The sequence below is a fragment of the Methylotetracoccus oryzae genome, assembly GCF_006175985.1.
Classification (GTDB): Bacteria; Pseudomonadota; Gammaproteobacteria; order Methylococcales; family Methylococcaceae; genus Methylotetracoccus; species Methylotetracoccus oryzae.
The window spans coordinates 214,594-238,570 of record NZ_SRSH01000001.1 but is presented as its reverse complement, the minus strand read 5'-3'; the positions used below and the strand labels follow the sequence as shown (position 1 = coordinate 238,570).

Sequence of the window (23,977 nt, the reverse complement as noted above, 5' to 3'; positions counted from 1 at the left end):
GTGTCTGATGAATATCCTGATCGTGTTGACTTCCCATGACCGTCTCGGTGAGACCGGCGAGCCGACCGGTTTCTGGCTGGAGGAACTGGCAGCGCCGTACTACGTGTTTGCCGATGCCGGCGCTACGCTGACACTGGCTTCGCCCAAGGGAGGCCAGCCGCCGCTCGACCCGAAGAGCAGCGACCCGGCCTTCCAGACCGAGGCGACGCGGCGCTTCGCGCAGGATGCAGAGGCGCAAGCCGCGCTGGCGAACACGGTGCCACTCAGTGAGGTGTCCGAGCGAGACTTCGACGCGGTGTTTTACCCGGGCGGACACGGCCCCTTGTGGGATCTGGCTGAGGATGCGGATTCGATCACACTTATCGAGGCGCTCATCAGCGCCGGCAAGCCGGTGGCCGCGGTCTGCCATGCGCCCGCGGTGTTCCGTCATGCGCACGCTCCCGACGGCAAGCCGCTGGTCGAAGGCAAACGCGTGACCGGCTTCAGCAACAGCGAAGAGGCGGCGGTCGGATTGACGGACGTGGTGCCGTTCCTGGTCGAGGACATGCTGAAGGCGAACGGCGGTCGTTACGAGCAGGCCGCCGACTGGCAGCCGTATTGCGTACGCAATGGCTTGCTGATCACCGGACAGAATCCGGCCTCGTCGGAGCCGGTGGCGCGGGCAGTTATCGACGCGCTGACGCCCGCGGCGGCGGACTAGTCGCCGTTGCTGCTGGCGAACAGATCCAACTGCGTGGGCCGGACGGTATCGCCGAGCCGGATGGTCCCGCCACGAAGAATCTGGGCCGTGATGCCGCCATGGCCGCGCATGGCCTGATAGCCGCCCGGTCCCAATGCCGTCTCCATCCGCGAGCACGGATGGCAGAATCCGGTGCCCTGAAGCAGCACCGGGCCGATCTCGAACGGCTGATCCTTCAGCGCGTGCAGGTTGATGCCGGCGACGACCAAGTTGCGCCGCAGCAGTGCCGGTGTGACCTCGCGCCCCAGCACGGATCCGATCACGGCCAGATGCTCGTACTGCAGCAGGGTGACCTGGCGCTTGCGCTGGGTTCGCCCGGCATAGTGGTCGCCGGCGAGGCCGGTCTCGGTATCGAGATCGGCTTGGTCGGGCGTCGCCAGCGGCGCCAGCCGCTCCGGCCGCAGCCCGATCCAGACCAGCCGTCCGGCCCGGGAAGCTCCGGGGTCCGACCGCACGCTCATGATGGCGGCCGCGTCGCCACGGCCGCGGTGCCTCCCAATCCCTTCGATCCGTTACCGTACCTCATCCACCCGCACCTGTATCGTTGCCGCGCGACTGCGTGTCTCTGCCGCCCCGGAGGTGATCGAGCGTTCGTCGCGGGCGATCGTCTGCACGACGCCGCCCAGATCGATCCACTCACCGAGCCGGCCGCTGACCGTGGTCGCCAGTCCCTGGAGGCGGGCTGCGCCGCCATAGCCGATCGGCCGGTCTTTGGCCGTGCCGATCTCCAGCGTGACCTGATCTCCGCTGAGCCGCGGCACGACGGTGAACCCGGTGGCGTAGTCCTGCATCGTTACGGTGTTCTGGAACACGACACCGCCCGGTGTGACCGTCGCGTAACCGGAGGGGACCGGGACCGACTGGCCGATCGCGACATACGCGGGGTTGCCTTCGAGCGTCTTCACACGTTGCAGCACGTCGTCGTGCCCGCGCCCGATGCGGTCGTAGACGCCGGCGTCCCGCACATCGGCGGCATTGCGGCTACCCTGACGCACCGAGATCATCAGTGTCCGCGCTGCGGTGTCGATGGCCGATAGAACCTGCCGGATCTGCTCAATGTTCTCGGGGCTGGAACGCACGATCAGCGAATCGTCCATGCCCGACAACGCGCCGCCCGGATCGACGAGCGGTTGCAGTATCGGCACGACCTGTTCCAGCGTGCGGTGGTGCAGGCGGATTACCGCAATCTCGTCACCCGCTGCCATGAGCGGTGCGAACAGGCACATGATGGCGAGGCGAATTTTGGGTGCCATGAGCCGTCGGAGGGATCCTGTTCGGCCATTACGCGACTGTCGCGCGCACTCGTTAGTCGCGGTGCGTCGCGCAGCGGGGGCCGGAAGCTGACGATGGGTCAGGTCAGTGTGGGTCGGCGTCATCGGGGACCATGGCGGTTGCTCCAACCTTGGAGGGCGTACTGCCGGCATCGTCGATCAGGCGTGTGTCGGCAGTGCGGTGACCCGTATGCCGGCGGATCAAGTCGACGAGTCGGCCGACATCGATCGGCTTGGGGATGTGATCGATCATGCCGGCGGCAAAACATTTGGCCCGTTCCTCTTCGCAGGCATGGGCGGTCTGTCCGGCAACCGGCAGGTCGGGCGCCAGGGCGAGTATTCGGCGCGTGGCCTCATAGCCGTCCATCTCGGGCATTTGCACGTCCATCAACACCATATCGCATGCCTGCGGACCGTGCTCGGCGATGTAAGACACGGCCTCGCTCCCATTGCCGACGATGACCACGCGCGCGCCGCGATCCACGAGATTGGCTTCGATGATCTGCTGATTGATTTCGTTGTCCTCGGCCACGAGGATCGACAGTCCGGCGAGCGGGAGCGCGGAGTCCCCGGACGACGTTGCCGCAACAGGCGCCGGCGCGGAGGAGCCGGTCACAGCCCGGTAAGGTAAGCGTAACTCGAAGGTGCTGCCGATGCCGGGGGTGCTTTCGACGCGGAGGCTGGCCCCCATCAACCTGGCCAGCCGGCTGGTGATGGCCACACCCAGTCCGGTACCGCCGAATTCGCGGGTGGTGGAACTGTCGGCCTGTTCGAACGGCTCGAACAGGTGCTCGAGTTGATCTTCCGTCATGCCGATCCCGGTATCGGTGACCACCCAGACCAGGTTGTCTTTCTCCCGTCGCACCGCCAGCGTCACGTTCCCCGTGGCCGTGAACTTGACGGCGTTCGACATCAGGTTGATCAGGATCTGCTTGAGCCGCAGGGGATCGGTCATGCAGTGTCCCGGCAGATCCGCGGCCTTCCTGACGTGGAGGGCGAGCCCCTTGTTGCGGGCCGTTTCTTCAAAGGGAGCCAGCACTTCGCGCATCAGGGCGACCAGATCCACCGGAATGGCTTCGATGATCAGCTTGCCTTGCTCGATCTTCGAGAAATCGAGAATGTCATTGACGACCCCCAGCAGCAAGCGTCCGGACTGCAGAATTTTCTCGAACGCCAGGCGCGCTTTTTCGCTGTCCTGGCAATGACGGTGTCCGATCTCGGCGAAGCCGATGACGCCGTTCAATGGCGTACGGATCTCATGACTCATGTTCGCGAGAAACTCCCGTCGGGCACGCGCCAGATTCTCGGCGGCGGCCAGCGCCTCCTCACGCGCCTGTTCTGCTGCCTGACGTGCCGTCATGTCGACGAAACTGACCACGGCGCCCGTGATCTCCCCGTTCTGAACCAAGGGATGGTTCGCATACATCACCGGAATCGAATGTCCGTCCGCATGCCAGAAGACTTCGCGATTGACGCGCATCGGTTGTCCGGTTGTGAGGCACCGGAGGCTGGGGCAATCGGCCGCGGCATAAGGGCTGCCATCGGCGTGTCGGCCGTGGAAGAGGTCATGGGCCGATCGGCCGATGACTTGTTCGGCCCGGTACCCGAGGATCTCACACGCCGCCCGGTTGATGAAGGTCGTACGGCCATCGAGGCCGATGCCGAACAGTCCGTCCGCGCTGGATTGCAGGATTTGAGCCGCTCTGGCCTCCGAGGCGAGCAATTCGGCCGAGCGCTGCTCCACCAGGTCCTCAAGGTGGGACCGATAACCTTCCAGTTCGGATTCCGCCTGTTTGCGCGCGGTGACATCCTGCATCGCGCCTATCATCCGCTGCGCGCAACCATCGGCATCACGCAACACGTAGCCCCGGTCATACACCAGCGCCCAGCGGCCGTCGGCGCATTGGAACCGATACTCGTCCTCCCAATGCGTTGTGGAGGGATGTCCCACCGCCTGATAGAAGCCCGCCGCGACGCGGGACCGATCCACAGGGTGAACCCGCTCGAGCCACCAGGCCGCGCTCTTCTGTTGCGTGACGATGTCCGACCATCCGAACACCTCGGTTCCGGTCACGTTCCAACGCTGCAGGTCGCTGACCGCATCCCAGTCCCAGATGACGTCGTGGGTGGCTTGCAGCGCCAGCCGAAGTCGTTCCTCGCTTTCCCGCAGCAGCCGTTCCGCCTCCCGTCGTTCCAGTTCCGCTGCGGCCCGCGGTGCGACCAGCGCCAACAGGGCCTCGCCACGTTGCGAAGCCGACAAGGGGCGCCGTCCGATGACGGCGATGAGGCCGATCGGCTGTCCCCTGGAGTCCCAGAGGATGGTACCGATGTAGGACTCCGCTCGCAGCTCCTTCAGCACCGTGTCTCTCGGGAATAACCGCTGTACGTCGCGCGGAAAGCAGCAGACGCTTTCGTCGAGCACGGCGCCGCAGGGTGTGTCCTTGAGCGTGTACGTTACATTGCTCTCGAATTGACCGTCGTTGTACACGGCTACCGTCGTTGCGCTGAGGCGGTCGCCTTCCAGACGGTCGATGCAGACGTATTCCATCTCCAGGCTGGCGGCGATGTGGCGGGCCAGGGACAGGAAAAAGTCCTCGCCGCTGCCCGGTACCCCGCAGGTCAGCAGGAAGGCTTGGGTCTGCTCGACCTGCTTGTGTTCGGTGATGTCGAACAGCACGCAATGCGTCCGGAGAAACCGACCGTCCCGATCCCGGCAGATCCGCCCTTCGGCTTCGACGAGGATGCGTCTGCCATCCTTGTGGACGAACTCGACCTCGGCACAGTGCAGGTGGCCCTCTTCCCGGAAGCGGGCGAATCGCAAGGGCAGTCGTTCGACGTGCTGTGGGCTCAGGAAATCACTGATGCAACGGCCGATGACTTCGGCGCGTTGGTATCCGAGCAGCTTCAGCCAGGCGTGGTTGACATGGAGGATCCTGGCTTCGGCGTCCAGGGACTGGTAGGGCACCGGCGCTTCCTCATACAGCAGACGGAAGTGCTCGGTGACATCCTGTTCGATGTCGTCCGCCGACCGGCCCGTGGCAGGGCCAGTCAACAGCAGATAAGCTTCCGACGGTGGCCGGCCGGCGGCTGCCGGCGATGCGGCTTCCAGTCGCACACGTCTCGCTGCGCCGTTGTGCGGTTTGAATTCAAACTCGAACGGTGGCACCGCACACCCCGAGAACAGCGCCAGTCGCCACCGATCGTAGGCCTCGCGATCCTCCGGCAGGATGAACTGCGACAGGGACTGCCGGTTCAGATCCGACCCTGGGAAGCCGAGTTGCCGGGCTGCGGCGGGGTTGGCGTCCCGTATCCTGTCATCGGGACCGATAATCAGGCAGCCGGTAGGCGCGAGTTCCAGCAGTTTCGAACAGCGCTGCCGGGAGTCCGCGAGCGCTCGCCGGAGTCGCTGCAGCTCGCGCAGCGGTGTTGCCCCGTTCTTCCGGTGCGCGGTGGCTTTTCGTTTCGGACCGGGCCTTGTGGCGGGTTGCCCCTCGCCTTGCCCAATGCCGCTGTCTTCGGGTTTCTTCATGCCCGGTCCAAATTTCGATCTTTAGCGACTGTCGCAAGGCGACTCGGCGCATCTGCACGATCCGGGCCTTCTCGACGACAGCCTGGATCAGGTCGTGCTCAGCGGCACGGAAAGCAAGCAGTCCTGACGTCAGCAACAGGGCTATGCCGGCATAGTCTATCGCATCATCATGCGAGTATTGACTGATGCCGGAGGTTTCGGACGTGGTCCGCCGGGCACCGCCGGTGGCGTCTTCTGCGGCGGCGTGCGCGCGAGCGCGGACGTTGCTGCGGTACCAGAAGCTTGCCGGTTCGCGGGAGCCGCCGTGGTGGTCGCCGCCTTCGGCTTCTGCGCATGTTCGCTTCCGGTCTCTTCGCCGAGGAGTACTCGTTCCAACGCCGCGTCGCGGCCATAGATGTCCGGCAGGAAGTGCAGCAGCGGATCGTCCTTGAAGAACACCGTGTGGTAGGCGAGCTGAATCGGAATCGGCTTCGCCAGCGGGACCGTTAACGGGTGGCCGCCCGCTACGGTGGCGCGGATGCGGGAACGATCCCAGGGCGGGTCCAGCCCCTCCAGGACCCATGCGGCCAGTTCCTCCGGGCGGCTCAGCCGGATACACCCGTGGCTGAAGGTGCGCTGGCGCTCATTGAAGAACTGCGGCTCGGAGGTGTCGTGCAGGTAGACATTGTGGGGGTTGGGAAACATGAACTTCAGTCGGCCGAGCGCATTCCACGGTCCCGGATCCTGGCGAAAGGCATAACGGACCATCGTCGTCGGCGTGATCGTCTTCCAGTCGACCGACTTCGGGTCGACTTCGGGCGCGTCTTTGCCCAGGCCCTTGAAGATGCGGATATGTTTACGCGCCAGACGGCTCGGATCCTGTTGCAGTTCGGGCAGGAACTCGGCGGCCGCCAGCGCGGGCGGCACCAGCCAGTCCGGATTGAACTCGAGATACTCCATCTTTTCGTCGAAGACGGGTGTCTGCTGGTAGGCCTTGCCGACCACGACCGGCATATCCAGGACGGTCTTCGTGTCGTTGAGCGCAACCAGTTCGAAGCCGGGAATGTTGACGACGATTTGCCGACCGGCACTGCGGGAAGGATTCCAGCGACGGCGCTCGAGATTGACGATGATCTGCCGTGCCCGCTGCTCGACCGGGATATTCAAAGCGCTCACCGTGGCCGCGCCGATGACGCCTTCCTGCGGTAACGCGTGGCGGCGCTGGAACCGACGAACGGCCTTGGTGAGTTCGGCGTCGTAGGCGATCGCACTCGATAGTGGGCCCGAAAAATCGCCCGACACAGAGAGTCGTTGCCGTATCGCCGGGATACGCGGGTCACTGGCGCCCGGCTTCAGGATGGGACCGGCCACGACGTCCTTCCAGCCGCCCTCGCGTGCACGTTGGCGCAGGCTGCGTAGGGCGGTCCGGAGTTGCTGATACTCCGCATCCTGCGGTGGCAGCTGGCGCAAGAACGTTTCGAGCGAGCTTGTGTCGAGTGCCTTCTGGAGTAGCGCTCGCAGGGCGCTGACACCCGCGGCGTTCGTGCCTGTCGTGGCTTGTTCGACGCTGCGCAGTTCGCTGCGGCCCAGTGTGATGTCGCGAATATAGCGGCAAAGGCCTTCCGTCAGAGCGATTTCCAGTCGCGCCCGACTGGTGTTATCGGTTCTGGCCCACCAGCGCGCCATGTCGGCCGTGCGATAACGGGACGGGGACAATCCTTCGTCGCCGGAAGCCTCCAGCACGCTCCGCAGCACAGCGGCGCGGGAGGACGGATGGGTGCCGGTCAACCAGGCGGATGTGAATTTGCGTGCGCTATACGCCCGGGCCACTTCGCTGCCGCAGTCCGGTTCGGATGGCGTCTCGGCGGCGGGACCGGCCAACTCGGCCAGCTTCTTCTCGAGCTCAGGCATCGCGACAGTGGGCTCGGTAGCCGCGCGGGCTGCGGAACCCGTGGCGGCAGCCGTGCTGATTAGAATCAGGATCACAAGCCGCATGAGCGGCTGGGCTAAGTGGACGGTCGGGCGCACGAGCATGGTTCGAGAGGGCGGCAGAACGAGGAGGGGGGAAACCGGTAAACGCTAATCGGAGGGTTGGTGCCGCTCGGTTCCATCAGCTCGTGGCCCTGGCCGGATCACCTCTGCGGCGGGCGATCAGCTTGCCCAGGCCGGCGATCACATAACGGCGTTCGGTCGCTGTCAGCACGAAAAGCCACATGGCCAGCACGGAAAGTGCGGGAGCAGAAAAAATGATGGCCGCCGTATGTGCCAATCCGTCCGGAATGTATTGATCGAGCGCAATCATCGGCACGGCCGTGACCATGACCAGAAATGCCAGGCGGATCAGCACCTGGCGCACGAAGGCGCCCAGGCTCAAGCCGACCATTGGCCGGAGCAGCAGCAGACGGGCGAACAGCGCCATGCAGGAAACGGCGATGCTGACCAGAAACACCGTATAGGGTGGGAAGCCGCTGGCCAGCAGCAAGTAGGCGGACGGCAGATTGATGAAGATGATCAGACCGACGATCAGCTGGAATGCCGCGATTTTGCCGGTAGCCCGAGCGACCGTCGGTAGCAGCGATGACAGCATCAGGACCAGACCGTCGGCCAGCACGAGTCTGGCAAAGATGGGTGTGTACTCGGGAACCTGCGCCAGCCATAGACGCAGCACCCATTCCATCTCGAAGGCCAGGGGCAGGCAGACGGTATACATCACGAAGAAGCAGATCTTGGTCGTCTGGAAGACCAGCTTGAACATGCTCTCCTTATCGCCACGGGCATAGCTCTTGACGATCTGCGGGTCCGTCGGCCCGATCAGCATGGTGGAGAAGGTCTGGACCTGTCCGCTGATCTGGGCCGCAATGCCATTGGCAGCGTTGACCGCCGGACCCCAGAAGATATTGAACAGGATCGTCGTGCCCTGGTTTTTGGCGATGCTGGCCAGATCGCCGACCAGGCCCCACCCAGCGAAGCCGGTCAGCTCGCGGTAGATGCGCTTCTCGCGCACGAGCCGCAGCCGCGCCTCCGGATATAGGCTCCAGCAGATGATGTAGTTCGTGATCAGCGTCGCCGCGGCAATCAGCAGCAGATAGACTCCGTACAACTCCAGTCTGTCGCCTTCGAAGGCCACGAGCGCAAAGGCGGCAGCCAGTTTTGCCACCGCGCCGGCCAGGGTCAGCAGCGACACCGCGACCATGTTCTCTTTTGCATTCAACAGTCCGGTGCAGGGAACGGTCATGACCGTGCACATGAAAATTGCGATCACACAGTGCAGCACCGACTCCGCGGCAGCCAGTCGATCGGGCGGGATGTTGAGATAGGTTCGCAGGAACCAGAAGCCGGCTGATTCACCAAGGATGAAGGCGAGTAGCGCGATACCTAGATGCACCGCAATCGCGACATTGAAAAAACGCGTGACGTTGTCGGGCCGGCCCTTGCCCAGTTCGAAGCTCAGATACCGTTGCACCGATCCGGACATCGTGTTGTTGAGGAACTGCATCAGCAACACGACGCCACTGACGACATTGAAGATGCCGAAGTCGATGACGCCCAGGGCCTGCAGGATCACGCGCGACATGTACAGGGTGACCAGAGTTTGAGCGATCAGGCACACGTACATGATGGCCGTGTTGAAGGCGATCTTCTTGACGTCGAGCACGCTGGGGGGGCCTCTTGAACAGGGGGAGTGACCGGGGCGAACCGGTGTGGGGTCTCGGGAGAGCGCCGTGCCGTCGAGCCGCCGGGCATCCCCTAGGGTGCTTATCTTACATGTCCGGGCGGATGTCGCCGATGCGTCCGCTGCGGGCCGGGAGCGCGGCGTGGTATTCTCCGCGGCACCGAGGTCTTCGACAGAAGATCGGGACGCGGGCGCGAGTGTCGCCCGAGCTGAGGTTTTGGTCCGGAGGAAGCGGCATGCAACAACCAGACGTCCGCCGTGGCGGGGGCGAATCAGGTGCCTTGACGAAACTCGCGAGCCGGCTCCGCGGGCTGGCGGCAGGCGTGGAGTTGAACCTGCGCCAGCTGATCGGCATCAACGAGCCGGAGGACAAGCTGGTCAGCGATGCGCAGGACTTCTGGAAGGATGCCGGTGCTCCAGCCTTCAAGGAGAATTCTCATTGGCGCGGTCAGGGTGTTTTCGCTGACGATGCGCTCTGGCTCGAACTCGGGCGCCGGCATATCCGTCTCTACACGGAGTTCGCCGCAGCAGTCGGCTTGACGCCGCCGTTGCAGCGCATCGTCGAGTGGGGGTGTGGTGGGGGCATGAACGCTGTGCACTTCGCCGCGGCAACGCCCGAATACTGTGGTGTCGACATCTCTCCCGAGAGTCTGGCCGAGTGCGGACGGCAAATGACCGCCTCCGGCTTCAGCAACTTCCGCCCGGTGTTGATTGACTCATCGTGCCCCGAAGCGGCGGTGCACCAGATCGGTGGTCCCTGCGATCTGTTCCTTTCAACTTACGTTTTTGAGTTGCTGCCGACACCCGAATACGGTTTGCGTGTGCTGCAGATCGCGCGGGACCTGTTGTCCGATCGGGGTATGGCATTGATTCAGATAAAGTACCCGGGGTCACGGCGGCGGCATGCGACGCGGCGGTGGGCCTACGAGCGTAACCTCAACTGGCATGCCACCTACGAGATCGAGGAATTCTGGATCAAGGCTCAGGAACTCGGCTTCACGCCCCGCATGGTCTCCCTGGTTCCGCTCGACCCCGCGATCAATGACCGCAATTACGCGTATTTCCTGCTGACGAAAACCGTCGCCTGAGCACACTCCGCGGCGCCCGTGTCGGGGCGCCCTCGCCCGCCCTCTCGAAATCCGTTCATCAGGCAACATTCCCGCTCCGGGTAGCATCCCGGCGGCTGGTGCGTGATGACGTGGAACCGTTGCCGCAGCATTGCGCCCACACCGCGGGCCCGCGGGGTGGGAAATTGCCGCACAGGCCTTCGAGCACCGGCCGGCATCTCCCCATCGCGCCACGGAGAATGCAGGTTGATGGTCTTGCAAGCGAGCCGCGACTCGCAGGTCCGGCTCCGGGGCCTGGGCCGAGCCGCGGCCAGGCGCCCTTGCCATCCCCGGACACGCTGCCCGGGTGTCAATCCATTTAACACGCCAGGGTGAGCGGGGCTTCGTCGACCTGATAGCCCGCCGGTCCCGATAATCGGTCCTTTCTACAAGCTGCTGTTACGTTGAGGGTTAAGCGTACTCGGGTACGGGGTTTTACCTGGGCGCCGCGCTGGCCAAGGTTATTGGCAGACTTCCTGCTTCATCGAGTTCAAGGAGGTTGGTGAACACGCTGCGTTGGTCAGACCGCCCTGGCCCGCGGGGAAATCGGTGATCCCTCGGGAACCTTTGAATCTTGGCGTAAGCCGCGGCAGGGACATAGCCATGGGGGATCGAATCTTGCGAGTGCTACTGATCAACGACGATACGGCCGGTCTGGCGCAACTGAGTGATGCCATGCAGCATGCGGGGTTCGAGGTCATTACGGCCTGCGATGGCTGGACCGGTCTGGAGTTTGTCCGGCAGCGACACCCTGACGCCGTGATCTGGGCCACACCCGTCGGTGGCTCTGGGGCAAAGGACCTGCAGCGCTTGCTGGCGGACGACCCTGCGACCGACAGGATTCCCGTGCTGTTTTTCCTCGATGGGCAAGGCTCGGTCGATACGCGGTGCGAGACGGCCGCATCGGGGACGGCGCGGCAAGTCACGGCACGGATCCGGTCGGTACTGCGCTATGCCGCCGCTGGCAGTTCGGGAACAGACCGCAAATCCCACTGAGCTTCCGCTCACGGCCGCAGCCGGCCCCAATCCTCGGGGGCGGCCAGGCCGTGGCCCGTGTTTCCTCACTCGATCCTGACGTCGAAGCGGCGCTTTCGTGCGCCCACGCCACAATGCTGCCTTGCGTTTCAAACGAATGTTTAATAGCATCGTTTGAAACGCTTGATTGAGCTGTCTCGATGATCCCTTCCCAGCTTGCCGAAGTCACCCGTGAGCGCGTGCTGCGCGCCGCCGGCGAGGTGTTCGCGGAGCGCGGCTTTCGCGATGCGACGGTGCGGGACATTTGCGGCAAGGCTGGCGTCAACGTTGCGTCGGTCAACTACTACTTCCGGAACAAGGAGGCCTTGTATTGCGAAGCCTTGAGCTTCGCGTTCGAAGAGGCCGAAGAGCGCTATCCCTTCGATTGCCCGGAAGGCGAGGGCGTAACTCCGGCCGAGCGCCTGCGACATTTCATACGTAACTTTCTGATGCGGCTGCTCGACGACACGCATCTGGGCTGGCACGGCAAGCTGATAACGCGGGAGATCCTGTCGCCGACCGCAGCGCTGGTGCCCATCGTCGACAGCATCATGAAGCCGCGTTTCGACGCCGTTCGCAGGATAGTGATTCAGTTGGTTCCGCACCCGCTGGACGACGATAGTCTGGAGCGCTGCGTGCTCAGCATTTTCGGGCAGTGTCTGGTCTATCGGCACGCCCGGTCGGTGATCGATCAGATGCGCCCGCAGATCGTCGCCGGCCCGGAGGATCGCGAGGCCACGGCCGAGCATGTGTTCCGCTTCGTGCTCGCGGCGCTGACGCACCTGCCGCCAACGCCCGGGACCTGAGCGATGTACCGGATCGCGCTGAAGATGCTGATGGGCGACCGCGGCAAGTATCTCGGGATCATCATGGGCCTGACCTTCGCATCGCTGATCATGACCCAGCAGCCGGCGATTTTTGTCGGCCTGATCATGCGATCTTACAGTTTCATCACCGACCTGGGACTGCCCGACATCTGGGTCATGGATCCGGAGGTGCAATGGGTCGATGACATCAAGCCGCTGCAGGACACCGAGTTGTATCGCGTCCGCGGCGTGGCCGGCGTTGCCTGGGCGATGCCCTTGTACAAGGGTTTGCTGAAGGCGCGCCTGCCGAATGGCATGTTCCAGACCTGTATCGTCGTCGGTCTGGACGATGCAACGCTGGTCGGTGGTCCGCCGCGCATGGTGGAGGGCCGACTCGCCGACCTGCGCCGCGCCGATGCCGTCATCATCGACATCGATGGCGCTCGGGAAAAGCTGTCTCAGCCGCCGGCGGTGCCCGGCGGCAAGCGGGTCGAGCTGAAAGTCGGCGATACCCTGGAACTCAACGACCACCGCGCCGTCGTCGTCGGGTTTTCGAAGAACACGCGCACGATCCTGTCGCAGCCGGTGCTCTACACGACCTATTCCCGGGCCAAGCAGTTCGCGCCGCGCGAACGGAAGATGCTGTCGTTCATCCTCGCCAAGGCGGCGTCCGACGAGTCGCTGGCGGCGGTGACGCGCCGCATCGGGGCGACGACCGGGCTCGCGGCCTACAGCCGCGAAGAGTTCATGGGCGTGACTTTTCGCTACTTTCTGAAAAACACCGGGATTCCGATCAATTTCGGCGTGTCGGTTATGCTGGGCTTCATCGTCGGCGCGGCCATCGCCGGTCAGACCTTCTACAGCTTTACCCGCGAGAACCTCCGCCAGTTCGGCGTGCTGAAGGCCATGGGCACGAGCAACTGGATGCTGCTGCGCATGATCCTGCTGCAGGCAACGCTGGTCGGCATGATCGGCTATGGCCTCGGCGTCGGATTGACCTCGCTGTTCGGCTGGGCGATGCGCAACACCATCCTCGCCTTCAAATTTCCGTGGTACCTGCTGTTGTTCAGTGGTATCGGCGTCACGCTGATCTGTGCCTTCGCGGCACTGATCAGCATCCGGCGAGTCATCAGGCTGGAACCCGCCGTGGTGTTCAAGAGTTGAGCATGGCGGCAGATCAGGATCTCGCGGTCAGCTGCCGCGGCCTGTTGAAGACCTACGGGACCGGCGAGGCGATGGTGACCGCGCTGCAAGGCGTCGATCTCGACGTCCGGCAGGGTGAGTTGATGATGCTGGTCGGGCCGTCGGGTTGCGGCAAGACGACGCTGATCTCGGTCATGGCCGGGATTCTCGACCAGAGTGAGGGTGACTGCCGCGTGTTCGGGCAGGATCTGATGCATCTGCGCAACCACGCGAAGCTCGCCTTCCGCGCTCGAAACATCGGTTTCGTGTTTCAGGCATACAACCTGCTCCCGACGCTGACAGCGGCGGAGAACGTGACCGTGCCGCTGTTGATCAATGGGGTCGGGCGCAAGGAGGCCCTAAAAAAGGCTGAGCAGGTCCTGGAACAGGTCGGTCTGGGCACGCGGACCCGCTCGCTGCCGTCGCAGTTGTCCGGCGGCCAGCAGCAGCGTGTCGCGATCGCCCGCGCGATCATCCACGAGCCCCGGCTCATCGTTTGCGACGAGCCGACCAGTGCGCTGGACCACGAAACGGGCCACAAGGTCATGGAACTGCTCAAGGGCATTGCGATGGGGCGCGATCGCACACTGGTGATCGTCACGCATGATGCACGCATTTTCGAGTTCGCCGACCGCATCGCCGAAATGGACGATGGCCGGGTGACCCGCGTCGTCACGAACTCCTCACAGCTCCACTGAACCCGATCCCGCGGAGACCGTTGATGTTTACCCGATACCTGTTGCCGCTGCTGGCGCTCGCGGGTTTCCTGTTCGGCGTCTACATGGTCGTGACGGGCAACAAGCCGATCCCGGTCGCCGAGGCGGTCGCCCAGCCGGCTCAGGCGCCTTTCGCGAGCTTCATCGCAGGCTCCGGACTGGTCGAGGCGCGCAGCGAGAACATCGCGATTGGAACGCCGCTGCCGGGCGTGGTCACGCGCGTCGCGGTGAGAGCCGGCGAGAGGGTCAAGGCCGGCCAGATCCTGTTCGAGCTGGACGACCGGGAAGCGCGCGCCGAGGAAGGCGTGCGTCGTGCGGCGACCGCCCGCGCGCGTGCCGGCGTCGAGGAGGCCGCAGCGTCCCTGAAGGAAGCGGCCATCCTGCTGCAGCTCGCGGAAAACGTGGACGACCGCCGCGCGATCAGTGTCGAGGAACTTGAGCGGCGCCGCAATGCGCATGCGATCGCGCGCTCGCGGCTCGACAGCGCGAAGGCGCAGGTCGGCCAGGCGGAAGCCGAATTGACTGCGGTGCGCACGACGCTGGACCGCCTGCGCGTGCGGGCGCTTATCGATGGCGAGGTCTTGAAGGTCAACATCCATCCGGGCGAGTTCGCGATGGCCGGCATCACCAACCCGCCGTTGCTGGTGCTGGGCAATCTGACCGAACTGCGCATTCGCGTCGATATCGATGAGAACGATGCCTGGCGCTTTCGGAAGGAGGCGAAGGCGGTGGCCTACCTGCGTGGAAACCGGGACCTCAAGGCCGAGCTGAGCTTCGCCTATGTCGAACCCTATGTGATACCGAAGCGCTCGCTGACCGGGGACAGCACCGAACGGGTCGATACCCGGGTTCTGCAGGTACTGTACCGCTTCGATCCGTCGCAACTCGCGGCCTATGTCGGACAACAGATGGACGTGTTCATCGAGGCGCCGGACATGATCCCGCAGACTGCTGCGGACCGACCGCCGCCAGATACCCGGGTGTTGCCGTGAGTCGCCTGGCGTTTGGGTTGCTGCTGGTCGCCCCGTGGCTGGGCGGCTGCATGGTCGGCCCGGACTACGTCGCACCCACTCCGGAAGCGCCCAAGGCCTGGTCGGAACAGCCGCACACTGCGGACGCCAGACGCATCCGGGCGACGGCGGAATGGTGGAAGTCCTTCGGCGATCCGGTGCTGAATGCGCTGATTGCCGAGGCGATTGGCTTCAACCTGGACATCAAGGCGGCCAAGGAGCGCATCGTTCAGGCCCGGGCCCAGCGGGTCATTGCCATTGCCGCGGGCCTACCCATCATCAGCGGCCATGGCTTCGCCAATCGCCGCCAGAACAACTTCACCGGGCAGACCGGCGGCACGGTCATCGGAACGACCGGCGGCTTCGGGTTGAGCAGCCAGCACATCGACATTCTGCAACTCGGTTTCGACGCCAGCTGGGAACTGGACGTGTTCGGCGGCATCCGGCGCAGCATCGAGTCGGCGAATGCCGGCATCGACGCCGAGATCGAGTACACCCGCGACATCATGGTCACGCTGCTGGGCGAGGTGGCGCAGAACTATCTGGAACTGCGGCTGGCCCAGCGGCAGATCGCGATTGCGCGGGACAATCTCGCCGCACAGGCCGATACGCGCGACCTGACGCGGCATCGCAATCAGGCCGGGCTGACTTCCGAGCTCGACGTGGCCCAGGCGTCCTCGCAGGTCGCGACCACGGAGGCAGAGATCCCGCAGCAGGAGGCACGCATCCAGGTCGCGACCCATGCGTTGGCAGAATTGCTTGGCCGCACGCCGAGCGAACTCGACCGGTTGTTGCTGCAACCCCGGCCGATTCCTTTCGCGCCGCCGCGCGTGCTCGCGGAACTGCCGTCGGAACTGCTCCGACGGCGACCGGATATCCGTCTCGCGGAGCGCGAGCTCGCTGCGGCGACGGCGCAGGTCGGTGTCGCGACCGCCGAGTTGTATCCCAAGCTGAATCTTTCGGGCTTCCTGGGTTTCCAGAACAACGATCCGACGAACTTCACGCTGCTCGGGAAGTCCTGGTCCATCGGTTCGACGCTGACCGCGCCGATCTTCAACTGGGGTCGCAACATGGCGAATCTGGAAGGGAAGGAAGCAGGGCAGCGACAGGCGCTGCTGGGTTACCGGACCGCCGTGTTGAACGCCTATCGGGAAGTCGAGGATGCCCTGGTCGAGTACGCGACCGAGCAGCAGCGCCTCGAGTCCTTGCAGCACGCTTTCGAAGCCGATCAGCTGGCCGTGAAGCTGGCGCAGGAACGCTATCTGCGTGGTCTCGAGAGTTTTCTGACGGTGCTGGTCGCGCAGCGTGCGCTGTTGACGACGCAGAGTCAGCTCGCGAACAGCTACGGCCTGGTATCGGCAAATCTGGTCGCGGTCTACAAGGCCCTGGGGGGCGGCTGGGAGGTCGACCCGCAACTGGCCGCGACCGTGAATGCAGCGACGACGGCGCCGCTGCCGTCACTGGTCATGCCCTGATTGTGCGGCCGCGCAGCCCCAGGCGCATCAGTCGCGTCGGAATAGGATCACGTTCTGCGAACCCGGGATCGCGAGGCGCTGGCCTCCGCGTTCCTCGATCAGCATCGCGCCTTGGGCGGTGGACTTCTGTTTCTCTGCCCAGTTGATCACCGCCGCGGTCACCGCGCTCGAGTCGATGATCTGAAAGGTATCCATCGGAGAAGTACGGCCTTGCGTCCTGATACTGGTGCCGGTGAAGCCGCCGAGCACGACGTTCGACGACTTCTGTACCAGCGCAAATGGCGTTTGCCACAGGTCGCCTTTGCCGGGCCAGTTGGTGGTTTCGGTCTTGGTGCCGAAGACGCTCACATTGGACGCTCGGTTAATCTCGAGATTGAAGCGTCCGCCGCTGCGCTCCGCGTTGGGCCCGTACAGATTGACGGGGCCTGCGGTATCCTCGATCAGGATGCCCCGGTAATCGGGATGTACCGCGATGAAGGACGGTCCGGCGATGAAACCGAACCAGTTCCCTCCGGCTCGCGATCCGGAGATCTTTAGCAACTGCCGCGCCCGAGTTTTCGGATCGGCGCGCCAGAAGCTGCCGGCGGCGACCTGCCGTCCGAGCGAGGTACCGCCGGTTTGCCACAGCACGCCGCCGATACTCGTCTGGTTTTCGGTATTGTTGAGCAGCAGGATCGAGATGTCGCCGAGATAGGTCGACGCGGTGCCGGCGGGATCCGCGACCGTCCGGATCGCATATTCGGGTGTGGCCGACTCGAAATCGGCTGCGATGCGGGAGCGGTATCCCGGCACGCCGAACAAGCGGGTCCGTAGTCCGAGCACGAGCGGTTTGGTGATCCGGTAGTCGCCGCGGGGCAGGAACACCTTGGCGTCGGGGGCGCGGTCGATGGCGCGTTGGATGGCCGCCGTGTCGTCGGCACGGCCGTCACCTTTGGCGCCGAGGGTCTGCACGTTGACGACGCCCGCTTCGTCGAACGAGAGCAGCGTCTGCCAAGACCGCCGAGTCAACGGCGCCGCGGCTCGCTCAGCCTTGCCGTCCGCCACCGACAGCCTGACCCGGTCCTTGCCGCGTTGGCCGTTCACCACCATCGCCATGGCCGTGGTATCCGGCGAATAAGCATATTCCTCGATCCGCTGCGGTTGGCCGCTGGCCTTGCGCAGCTGCCCGGCGGCGTCCTGAGCCGCGATGACGCCGTCCGTCTGCACGGTCACATCGCGCATAACAAACCCGCCCTCTCCGGCATTGCGGATGACCGGTTGTCGCGTTCCTTTCGGCATCGCGATGAATCCGTCCTGAAGAAACACGCCGTTGCGTGGGCGGGGAATGTCGACCGCGACTCCGCCATCCGCGGGTGCGAAGCGGAAGGCGGTGACGGCGACCATTTCCCCTATGCGCATGCTCAGCGCGGCAGTCGTCTGCCCCTGCAGATCGATGCCGACCAGATTGAAGCCGCGCCCATTCTCGACAATGATGCCGAACTGTCCGCCGGCGACTTCGACATTGGTCGCCGAGTTGGTTCGGCCGGGCAGCCCGCGGATGCCGGCATAGCCGCCCGAGGCATCGATCCGGACATCCTCGATGTAGCTGTACTGCGCGGCCGGGATTTGGAGAGCCACGGCACCCCGGTTGCGGCCGGTCTTGATGTCGACACCGCGAAAGACCAGTCCGAAGCCACAGCTGTCGTCACCGGTCCAGGTTTCGCGCTCGTCGCCTTCGCCCGCGTTTCTGAGATAAACGATGGGTTTGGCGCCGTTCGCAGTGGCGTTGTCGAAACCAGGGCTTCCGTCGCGCAGCACGATCAGTGGGCGAGTTCCACCGCTTTGACCAACGATCGCTGGGGCCTTGCGCATGGCATATGGCGTTCCGTAAGCGCCCGGACCATTGCCGCTGGCGAATTGTTCGGCGCAGCCCCGATGCTGCCAGACCTGGTCTCGTCGCAGCGTGTCCGATACCAGATAGGTACCGCGGGGCAGATACAGGGTGAGGCCGTACTCGTAGGCATCGTCGAGCGCGTCCTGCAGGCCGCGGGTCGAGTCCTGCACGCCCTTGGGGTCGACCGGGCGGTCCGCGCCCTTGCGATTGTGGTACAGCGTCGCGTCGAGGAATCCCGCCCGCAACAGGGCATTGTCCCGCGCAATGCCCGGCGGGATCGGCAGACTACCCGGTCCCCCTGCGGCCGAATTGCCGTGCCGGGTGGTGGCACACGCGGACAGGCTGAGCAGTAGGGTGGTCGCCCAGATTACAAGCTGTCGGCAAGCCGGCGCGCGCTGCCGTGACTGACCACGGGCAGAGGCGCCGGAGTCCGGCGGAGTTGGCGTCATGGCGGTGGGGTCTCCCTTGCGTCAGTGTTTTTCCGATTCCGGCATTGGGCGGTGATCCCGCACGCAACCACGGCAGTAACGATCGCCGTGTGCCCCTAGCTGGCTGCAGTTCGTGGCGAGGAACTTCGTCGGCGCACCTTCCGGCTGCGGGCTTGCTCGCTGATTATCGCAGCCTTTACCATCCGGCGTCCGGGGGAGATCCCGGATACCGGTCCGCGCTGCCACGCGCCGCACCGGCGGTCTGGTGGACCCGGGCGGAGACTGGGCAGGGGCAGGGGAATATGGCACCATGGCGCTTTATCGGAATTCCTCGCTTTGCCCCTCAACTTGGAGTCTTCCCCTGTCGTCCCGGGTCGCAGGTCGATGTCCCTGACGGCATGATTTCGACCCGCACACTGTCCGGTCTCGCCGCGGCAGGCGTCCTCATTGCATTGTTCTGGGGCCTGGGTTCGTATCCGCTGCTGCAGCCGGACGAAGGGCGCAACGCCGAGATCGCCCGCGAAATGCTGGAATCCGGCCGGTGGCTGGTGCCAACTTACAATGGCCTGCCGTATCTCGATAAGCCGGCCTTCTTCTTCAAGGCCGTCGCCTTGTCGCTCGGTCTCTTCGGCGAAACCGACACGGCGGCGCGCCTGCCCTCGGCCCTGTTCGCATTGGGCACCCTCGGACTGGTTTACGCATTCTGCCGCCGCGTGTATGACGACGTCACCGCGCGGGTTTCCCTGCTCGTCATCGCGACCTCGCCGCTGTTTTTCGCCTTTGCGCGGTTCGTGATCTTCGACATGACGCTGGCCTTCTTCGTGACCGGAGCCATCCTCGCAGCCTATCGTGCCGCCGAGTCCGATGGGCTCTTGAAGCGTCGCCTCTACGCCGTGTCGGCGGCTTGCGCGGGTGCCGCAACCTTGGTCAAAGGTCCGGTGGGGTTCATCGTGCCGACGCTGGTGTTGTGGGTCTTTCATGCCTGGCAGGGCTCGCGGAACTGGTGGCGCGACGCGTTCGCGTGGCGGAATTTACTGGTCTTTCTGGCACTGGTCGTGCCCTGGTTCGTCGGCGTCAGCCTACAGCATCCCGACTTCCCCTATTACGGCCTGGTCAAGGAGTCGTTCCAGCGCTTCACGACGGATGAGTTTCGGCGCACCGCGCCGTTCTATTACTACGCCGTCGTCGTCCTCGTGGGTTTGTTTCCATGGAGCCTGCTCGTGCCCGAAGCCGTGGTTCGAGTGTGGCAGCAGCACCGTGACCTGCGGCCGGCCGATCGGCTGTTCGTCAGCTGGGCGGTGGTTGTGGTCATCTTTTTCTCGCTATCGCAGTCGAAACTGCCCGGCTACATCCTCACGGCAGCGGTCGCACTTGGCGTGCTGGTCGCGCGTCTGCTCGCTCCCGCGCTCGGGCTGACGGCAGACCGGCTGCGGTCCGCAGTGCTGCGGCACGGCACGCTGGCCTTTGCCTGTGCGGCGGTCGTGTGCGCAGGCGCGGCGGCGGTGCCGGTCATTGCGCCCGAGTGGGTCGCGAACGTCGCGCCTCGTCCGGCCCGCTACCTCGGGACGCTGGCGACCCCGCTGGCCTGGCTGGCTACCGTCTTCGCGGCAGCGGCGCTGGCTGCGCTGACGGCCTTCCTGCGGCGCGACACGCGTTTGGCCGGGCTAACGTTCATGTTCTTTCCTCTGGCGCTGGTGCCGGTTCTGACGGCCGGCATGAACCCCTACGTGCAGCATCGCTCCGCGAAGGCCCTGATGCAGAGCCTGCCGCCGCTGCCATCCGAAACTGTCCTGGTCTGTTTCCGCTGTTATCCCAACGGGTGGTCCTTCTATTCCAAACAACTGGTGACCGTCGTGACGGCGAGCGAGGGCTATGAGTTACAGAGCAACTACATCCGGTTCGCGCTGCAGGGGACCGAGGTGTGGCCGGAACGTATGATTCGGGATAAAGACTTTCCCCGCTGGCTGGCGACGCTCCGGGTGCCGGCCATGATCCTCGCCAGACGCGCCGACGCGCCCGAAGTCCGTCCGCTGTTGGCCGAGCGCGGCGCGACCATGGGCCCCTTGACGGACGAGTTTGCGGGGGCTCTGCTCCTGCCCGAGGAGATGTAGAGCATGTGTGGAATTTGTGGGTTGCTGTCGACGGGGCCGGGTGCTCGCCTGGATGAGGCCGAGCCCCGGGTGGCCGCGATGTTGCAGGTGATGGGGCATCGCGGTCCCGACGGACGAGCGACCTTGCCGGTGGCGCATGGCGCACTCGGTGCCAGCCGGTTGACCATACGTGGCTTGCTGAACGGCATGCAGCCGATCGTCGATGCGGACAGCGGCGTGGTTGCCGTCTGCAACGGCGAGATCGACAATCACCGGGAACTCAGAGCCTGGCTGGAACAGCGGGGGCGCCCCGTGCTGAAGGACACCGACGTGGCCGTCATCCCCGGGCTGTATCTCGAACTAGGCGCGGCGTTTGTCGAGCGGCTGGAAGGTGCCTTCGCCTGCGCGGTTTACGATCCCCGGCAGGCCAAACTCATCATTGCCCGCGATCTGACCGGCGAGCGGCCGCTGTTCTACTGGCAGACTCACGGGACGATCGGCTTCGCCAGCGAATTGTCCGGTGTGCTGAGTCAGTTCGAAACGCCTGAGTGCCGGCCGGATGCCGTGGCCCGCTATCTGACCTTCGGCTTCTTCACGGCGCCGGATACGCCCATTGTGGGAGTTGAAAAGTTGCGGCCGGGGGAGATCATGACTTTCGACCTGGCCAACGCGCAGCGCGAGACGCGCCGCTATTGGCGCTGGCCGGTGGTCGAACGCCCCAAGCAGCGCGGATCGGTTGACGCTTTCGACGCGGTGTTCAGGGCCGCGGTCGACCGGCAGAGTGACGTCGATGTGCCCTATGGGGTCTTTCTTAGCGGCGGCATCGATTCGTCGCTCGTTTCCGCGGTGTTGCGCTCGCTGCGCCCGCAGTCATCGATTACCGCTTACACGATCCGGTTCAGGGAAGAGTCCTACGATGAGGGCGACTACGCGAACCAGGTCGCCGCGCTGTTCGATTTTCACAAGCGCGACATCTGGGTCGGCCCAGACGAGATCCGGGACGAAATCGAGCGGCTCGTCCGGCTCTGCGGCGAGCCGTTGGCTGATCCGGCCTGGGCGCCGGCGGCGTTGTGCGCGCGTGCCGCTTCGGCAGAGATCAAGTTGGCGCTGGCCGGCGAAGGCGCGGACGAATTGTTCGGCGGTTATCCGACCTATGCCGGTATCGGGCTGGCCAACGGCTTCCTGGCGCTGCCTCATTGGCTGCAACGCGGCATCTCGGCAGTGGTGGAACGCTGGCCCGATTCGGACAAGAAAATGCCGGTTTCCTATCTGGTGAAGCGCTTTCTGCGGGGCATCAACCTCCCGCCCCCGGAGCGGCATCGTCTGTGGACTTCGCACACGCCGCCGCCTGTGCTGGAGGCACTGATCGGCTCGCATTCCTGGCCCATCGCTGCAACCGACTTTGTCGGCGAGGCCCTGGACTGCGTGCAGCGCTACGATCTGGAGCATGGGTTGGGCGAGGGTCTGCTGACCAAGGCCGACCGGTCAGGCATGAGTACCGGGGTCGAAATCCGGACCCCGTTCCTCGATTCCAAGGTACTCGAATTCTCGGCCGCCCTGGCAGGCAATGAGCGCGTTCGCGGCCTGAAGACCAAGGCTTTTTTGAAGTCCTATGCCGTCCGTTATCTGCCGCGGGATATCGTCGAGCGTCGCAAACGCGGCCTGTCCGTGCCTCTCACCAAATGGCTGCGCGGCCCGCTGGCTGACTGGCTGGCCGGGCGACTCGGCTCCGGACGACTGGCATCCGTCGGTATTGCCCGGGACGTCCCGTTCCGGCTCATGGAGGAACACCTGTCACGTGCGGCGGACCATACGCGCACGCTGTGGGCTCTGGCGGTGCTCGACATCTGGCTGGAAACCGTCGATACAGGGCTGTTCCGATCGTTGCCGCCGGCGTCGGGAATTCATGCAGCGGCGCCGGCTGGTGCTGAGCCTATGGCCAGAAGCAGCGGCGAGTCCTGTTGCGAGGCTTCCGCCTGCGCGCTGTCGTGATATCGGCGGTGCGGCCGGGTAGCGGCGTCGCCGGCGATCAGCCCGCGCGCGCCGGGGTCGCCGGCCCGCGCCGAAAAATCGGGTGGGTGGTTACACGCTGATGGCTGGCGCACCGCAATGGCAACGCGGCACCCTGGTGCTCTGGAACGACGACCGTGGCTTCGGCTTCGTGCGTCCGGAGGCGGGAGGCGAGGATTTTTTCGTCCACATCAGTGCCTTCCGGAGAGGGCTCAGCCGCCGGCCCGAGATCGGCGATGCGGTTCGATACCGCTTGGCGCGCGAGATTCCGGACAAGAAGCGAATCGCACAGGCCGTGCTGGAGGGCGTGGCCGTCCGGCCGGTCGAGCCGGAGACGGGCCGTAAGTGGCGCCGCGCGTATTCCTGGTTGGTCTACGGACTGATCCGGCTGCCGATTCTGCTGTCCTGCTGGGTGCTCTGGAAGCACCATAACCCGATTCCTCTGCTGGTTTATGTGTTCATGAGTACTCTGGCCATTCTGTACTACGGCGCGGACAAGCGGCGCGCGCTGGCCCACCGCTGGCGCATTCCCGAGTTCTATTTGCACTTGATCGAGTTCATGGGGGGGTGGCCCGGTGCATTGCTGGCCCAAACCAACTTTCGGCACAAGCTCACCAAGGACAGCTACCAGCGGGTTTTCTGGAGCATCATCGCGGGTCACGGGGCGCTGTGGGTGATGCTGGCCCTACACGATTTCTCGGTCACTGCCCTGGGACGGGCATTTAACGCCTTCATGAACCAGGCCTTCGCGTGGGTGTTTGGCGTCGGGTAGCGGCCTTCCGAGACAGGGGCATCATTGATCCGGGCGGATCATCCCGTGGACCAGGGCGGGACGATGCTGGCACGGCGCCTAGCCGATCCAGCCCATCCCAAACAGGATGAGCACTGCCGTCCAGCCTATCATCCAGCTGGCCGTAACCGTCACCGACTGGGTGAACTCGCTCCAGGTTCTTCTTCTGTCGTGGACATTCATCATTTTTCTTGTTCTCCCCAGCGGCCGATCGGGTTGGTGGGCGAAACCGAGGCCACGACGATGTGCTCTTTTCCTCCCAGCCGCAGCGCTTCGATAGCGCAGT

General features: G+C 64.6%; 17 protein-coding genes. 11 read left to right on the top strand and 6 right to left on the bottom strand.

Annotated elements, in window-relative coordinates:
* Positions 1–7 precede the first annotated feature (7 nt).
* Positions 8–700, top strand: coding sequence for a type 1 glutamine amidotransferase domain-containing protein (locus BWR02_RS01070; RefSeq protein ID WP_139555922.1), 693 nt, complete (start codon positions 8–10; stop codon positions 698–700).
* Here BWR02_RS01070 and BWR02_RS01065 read toward each other — a convergent pair.
* The 5 genes from BWR02_RS01065 to BWR02_RS01045 all read right to left on the bottom strand — a co-directional run bounded on the left by BWR02_RS01065 (position 697) and on the right by BWR02_RS01045 (position 9,173).
* Positions 697–1,200, bottom strand: coding sequence for an MOSC domain-containing protein (locus tag BWR02_RS01065; RefSeq protein ID WP_139555921.1), 504 nt, complete (start codon positions 1,198–1,200; stop codon positions 697–699). The two genes, BWR02_RS01070 and BWR02_RS01065, sit on opposite strands and share 4 nt — an antisense overlap.
* A 51-nt stretch (positions 1,201–1,251) precedes the next feature.
* A complete protein-coding gene (locus tag BWR02_RS01060; RefSeq protein ID WP_139555920.1) occupies positions 1,252–1,992 on the bottom strand; it encodes a secretin N-terminal domain-containing protein in 741 nt (246 codons plus the stop codon).
* Between the two features lie 103 nt (positions 1,993–2,095).
* On the bottom strand, positions 2,096–5,539 hold the full coding sequence (locus BWR02_RS01055) for a PAS domain-containing hybrid sensor histidine kinase/response regulator (RefSeq protein WP_139555919.1): 3,444 nt from the start codon (positions 5,537–5,539) through the stop codon (positions 2,096–2,098).
* Between the two features lie 156 nt (positions 5,540–5,695).
* Entirely contained in the window at positions 5,696–7,504 is a 1,809-nt protein-coding gene (locus tag BWR02_RS01050) for a L,D-transpeptidase family protein (RefSeq protein WP_162559958.1), read from the bottom strand.
* A 124-nt stretch (positions 7,505–7,628) separates the two neighbouring features.
* Complete coding sequence (locus BWR02_RS01045; protein ID WP_139555917.1) at positions 7,629–9,173, bottom strand: lipopolysaccharide biosynthesis protein; 1,545 nt, start codon at positions 9,171–9,173, stop codon at positions 7,629–7,631.
* Positions 9,174–9,427: 254 nt separating this feature from the next.
* Between BWR02_RS01045 and BWR02_RS01040 the strand changes: the two genes are divergently transcribed.
* The 7 genes from BWR02_RS01040 to BWR02_RS01010 all read left to right on the top strand — a co-directional run bounded on the left by BWR02_RS01040 (position 9,428) and on the right by BWR02_RS01010 (position 16,500).
* Entirely contained in the window at positions 9,428–10,279 is an 852-nt protein-coding gene (locus BWR02_RS01040; RefSeq protein ID WP_162559957.1) for a class I SAM-dependent methyltransferase, read from the top strand.
* Between the two features lie 621 nt (positions 10,280–10,900).
* Positions 10,901–11,293 (top strand): response regulator, encoded by a 393-nt coding sequence (locus tag BWR02_RS01035; RefSeq protein WP_139555915.1) that lies wholly within the window; start codon positions 10,901–10,903, stop codon positions 11,291–11,293.
* Between the two features lie 179 nt (positions 11,294–11,472).
* Positions 11,473–12,117, top strand: coding sequence for a CerR family C-terminal domain-containing protein (locus tag BWR02_RS01030; RefSeq protein WP_139555914.1), 645 nt, complete (start codon positions 11,473–11,475; stop codon positions 12,115–12,117).
* Positions 12,118–12,120: 3 nt separating this feature from the next.
* Positions 12,121–13,281, top strand: a complete 1,161-nt coding sequence (locus BWR02_RS01025; protein ID WP_139555913.1) for an ABC transporter permease — start codon at positions 12,121–12,123, stop codon at positions 13,279–13,281.
* A 2-nt stretch (positions 13,282–13,283) separates the two neighbouring features.
* Positions 13,284–13,997, top strand: coding sequence for an ABC transporter ATP-binding protein (locus BWR02_RS01020; protein ID WP_139555912.1), 714 nt, complete (start codon positions 13,284–13,286; stop codon positions 13,995–13,997).
* A 23-nt stretch (positions 13,998–14,020) separates the two neighbouring features.
* Positions 14,021–15,007: an efflux RND transporter periplasmic adaptor subunit gene (locus BWR02_RS01015; RefSeq protein ID WP_139555911.1), complete on the top strand. Its 987-nt coding sequence runs from the start codon at positions 14,021–14,023 to the stop codon at positions 15,005–15,007.
* A complete protein-coding gene (locus BWR02_RS01010; protein ID WP_236101805.1) occupies positions 15,004–16,500 on the top strand; it encodes an efflux transporter outer membrane subunit in 1,497 nt (498 codons plus the stop codon). Before BWR02_RS01015 ends, BWR02_RS01010 begins: the two co-directional genes overlap by 4 nt.
* A 27-nt stretch (positions 16,501–16,527) precedes the next feature.
* Here BWR02_RS01010 and BWR02_RS01005 read toward each other — a convergent pair whose 3' ends face one another.
* The gene (locus BWR02_RS01005) at positions 16,528–18,822 is read right to left on the bottom strand and encodes a glycosyl hydrolase family 28-related protein (RefSeq protein WP_139555910.1); all 2,295 of its coding nucleotides are present in this window, start codon (positions 18,820–18,822) and stop codon (positions 16,528–16,530) included.
* A 377-nt stretch (positions 18,823–19,199) separates the two neighbouring features.
* Here BWR02_RS01005 and BWR02_RS01000 point away from each other — a divergent pair, with 377 nt between their 5' ends.
* From BWR02_RS01000 to BWR02_RS00990, 3 genes are all read left to right on the top strand, one after another.
* Entirely contained in the window at positions 19,200–20,912 is a 1,713-nt protein-coding gene (locus BWR02_RS01000) for a glycosyltransferase family 39 protein (protein ID WP_162559956.1), read from the top strand.
* A gap of 3 nt (positions 20,913–20,915) precedes the next feature.
* The gene (gene asnB, locus BWR02_RS00995) at positions 20,916–22,883 is read left to right on the top strand and encodes an asparagine synthase (glutamine-hydrolyzing) (protein ID WP_139555908.1); all 1,968 of its coding nucleotides are present in this window, start codon (positions 20,916–20,918) and stop codon (positions 22,881–22,883) included.
* 82 nt (positions 22,884–22,965) lie between these two features.
* A complete protein-coding gene (locus BWR02_RS00990; protein ID WP_236101803.1) occupies positions 22,966–23,673 on the top strand; it encodes a DUF1294 domain-containing protein in 708 nt (235 codons plus the stop codon).
* Positions 23,674–23,977 lie beyond the last annotated feature (304 nt).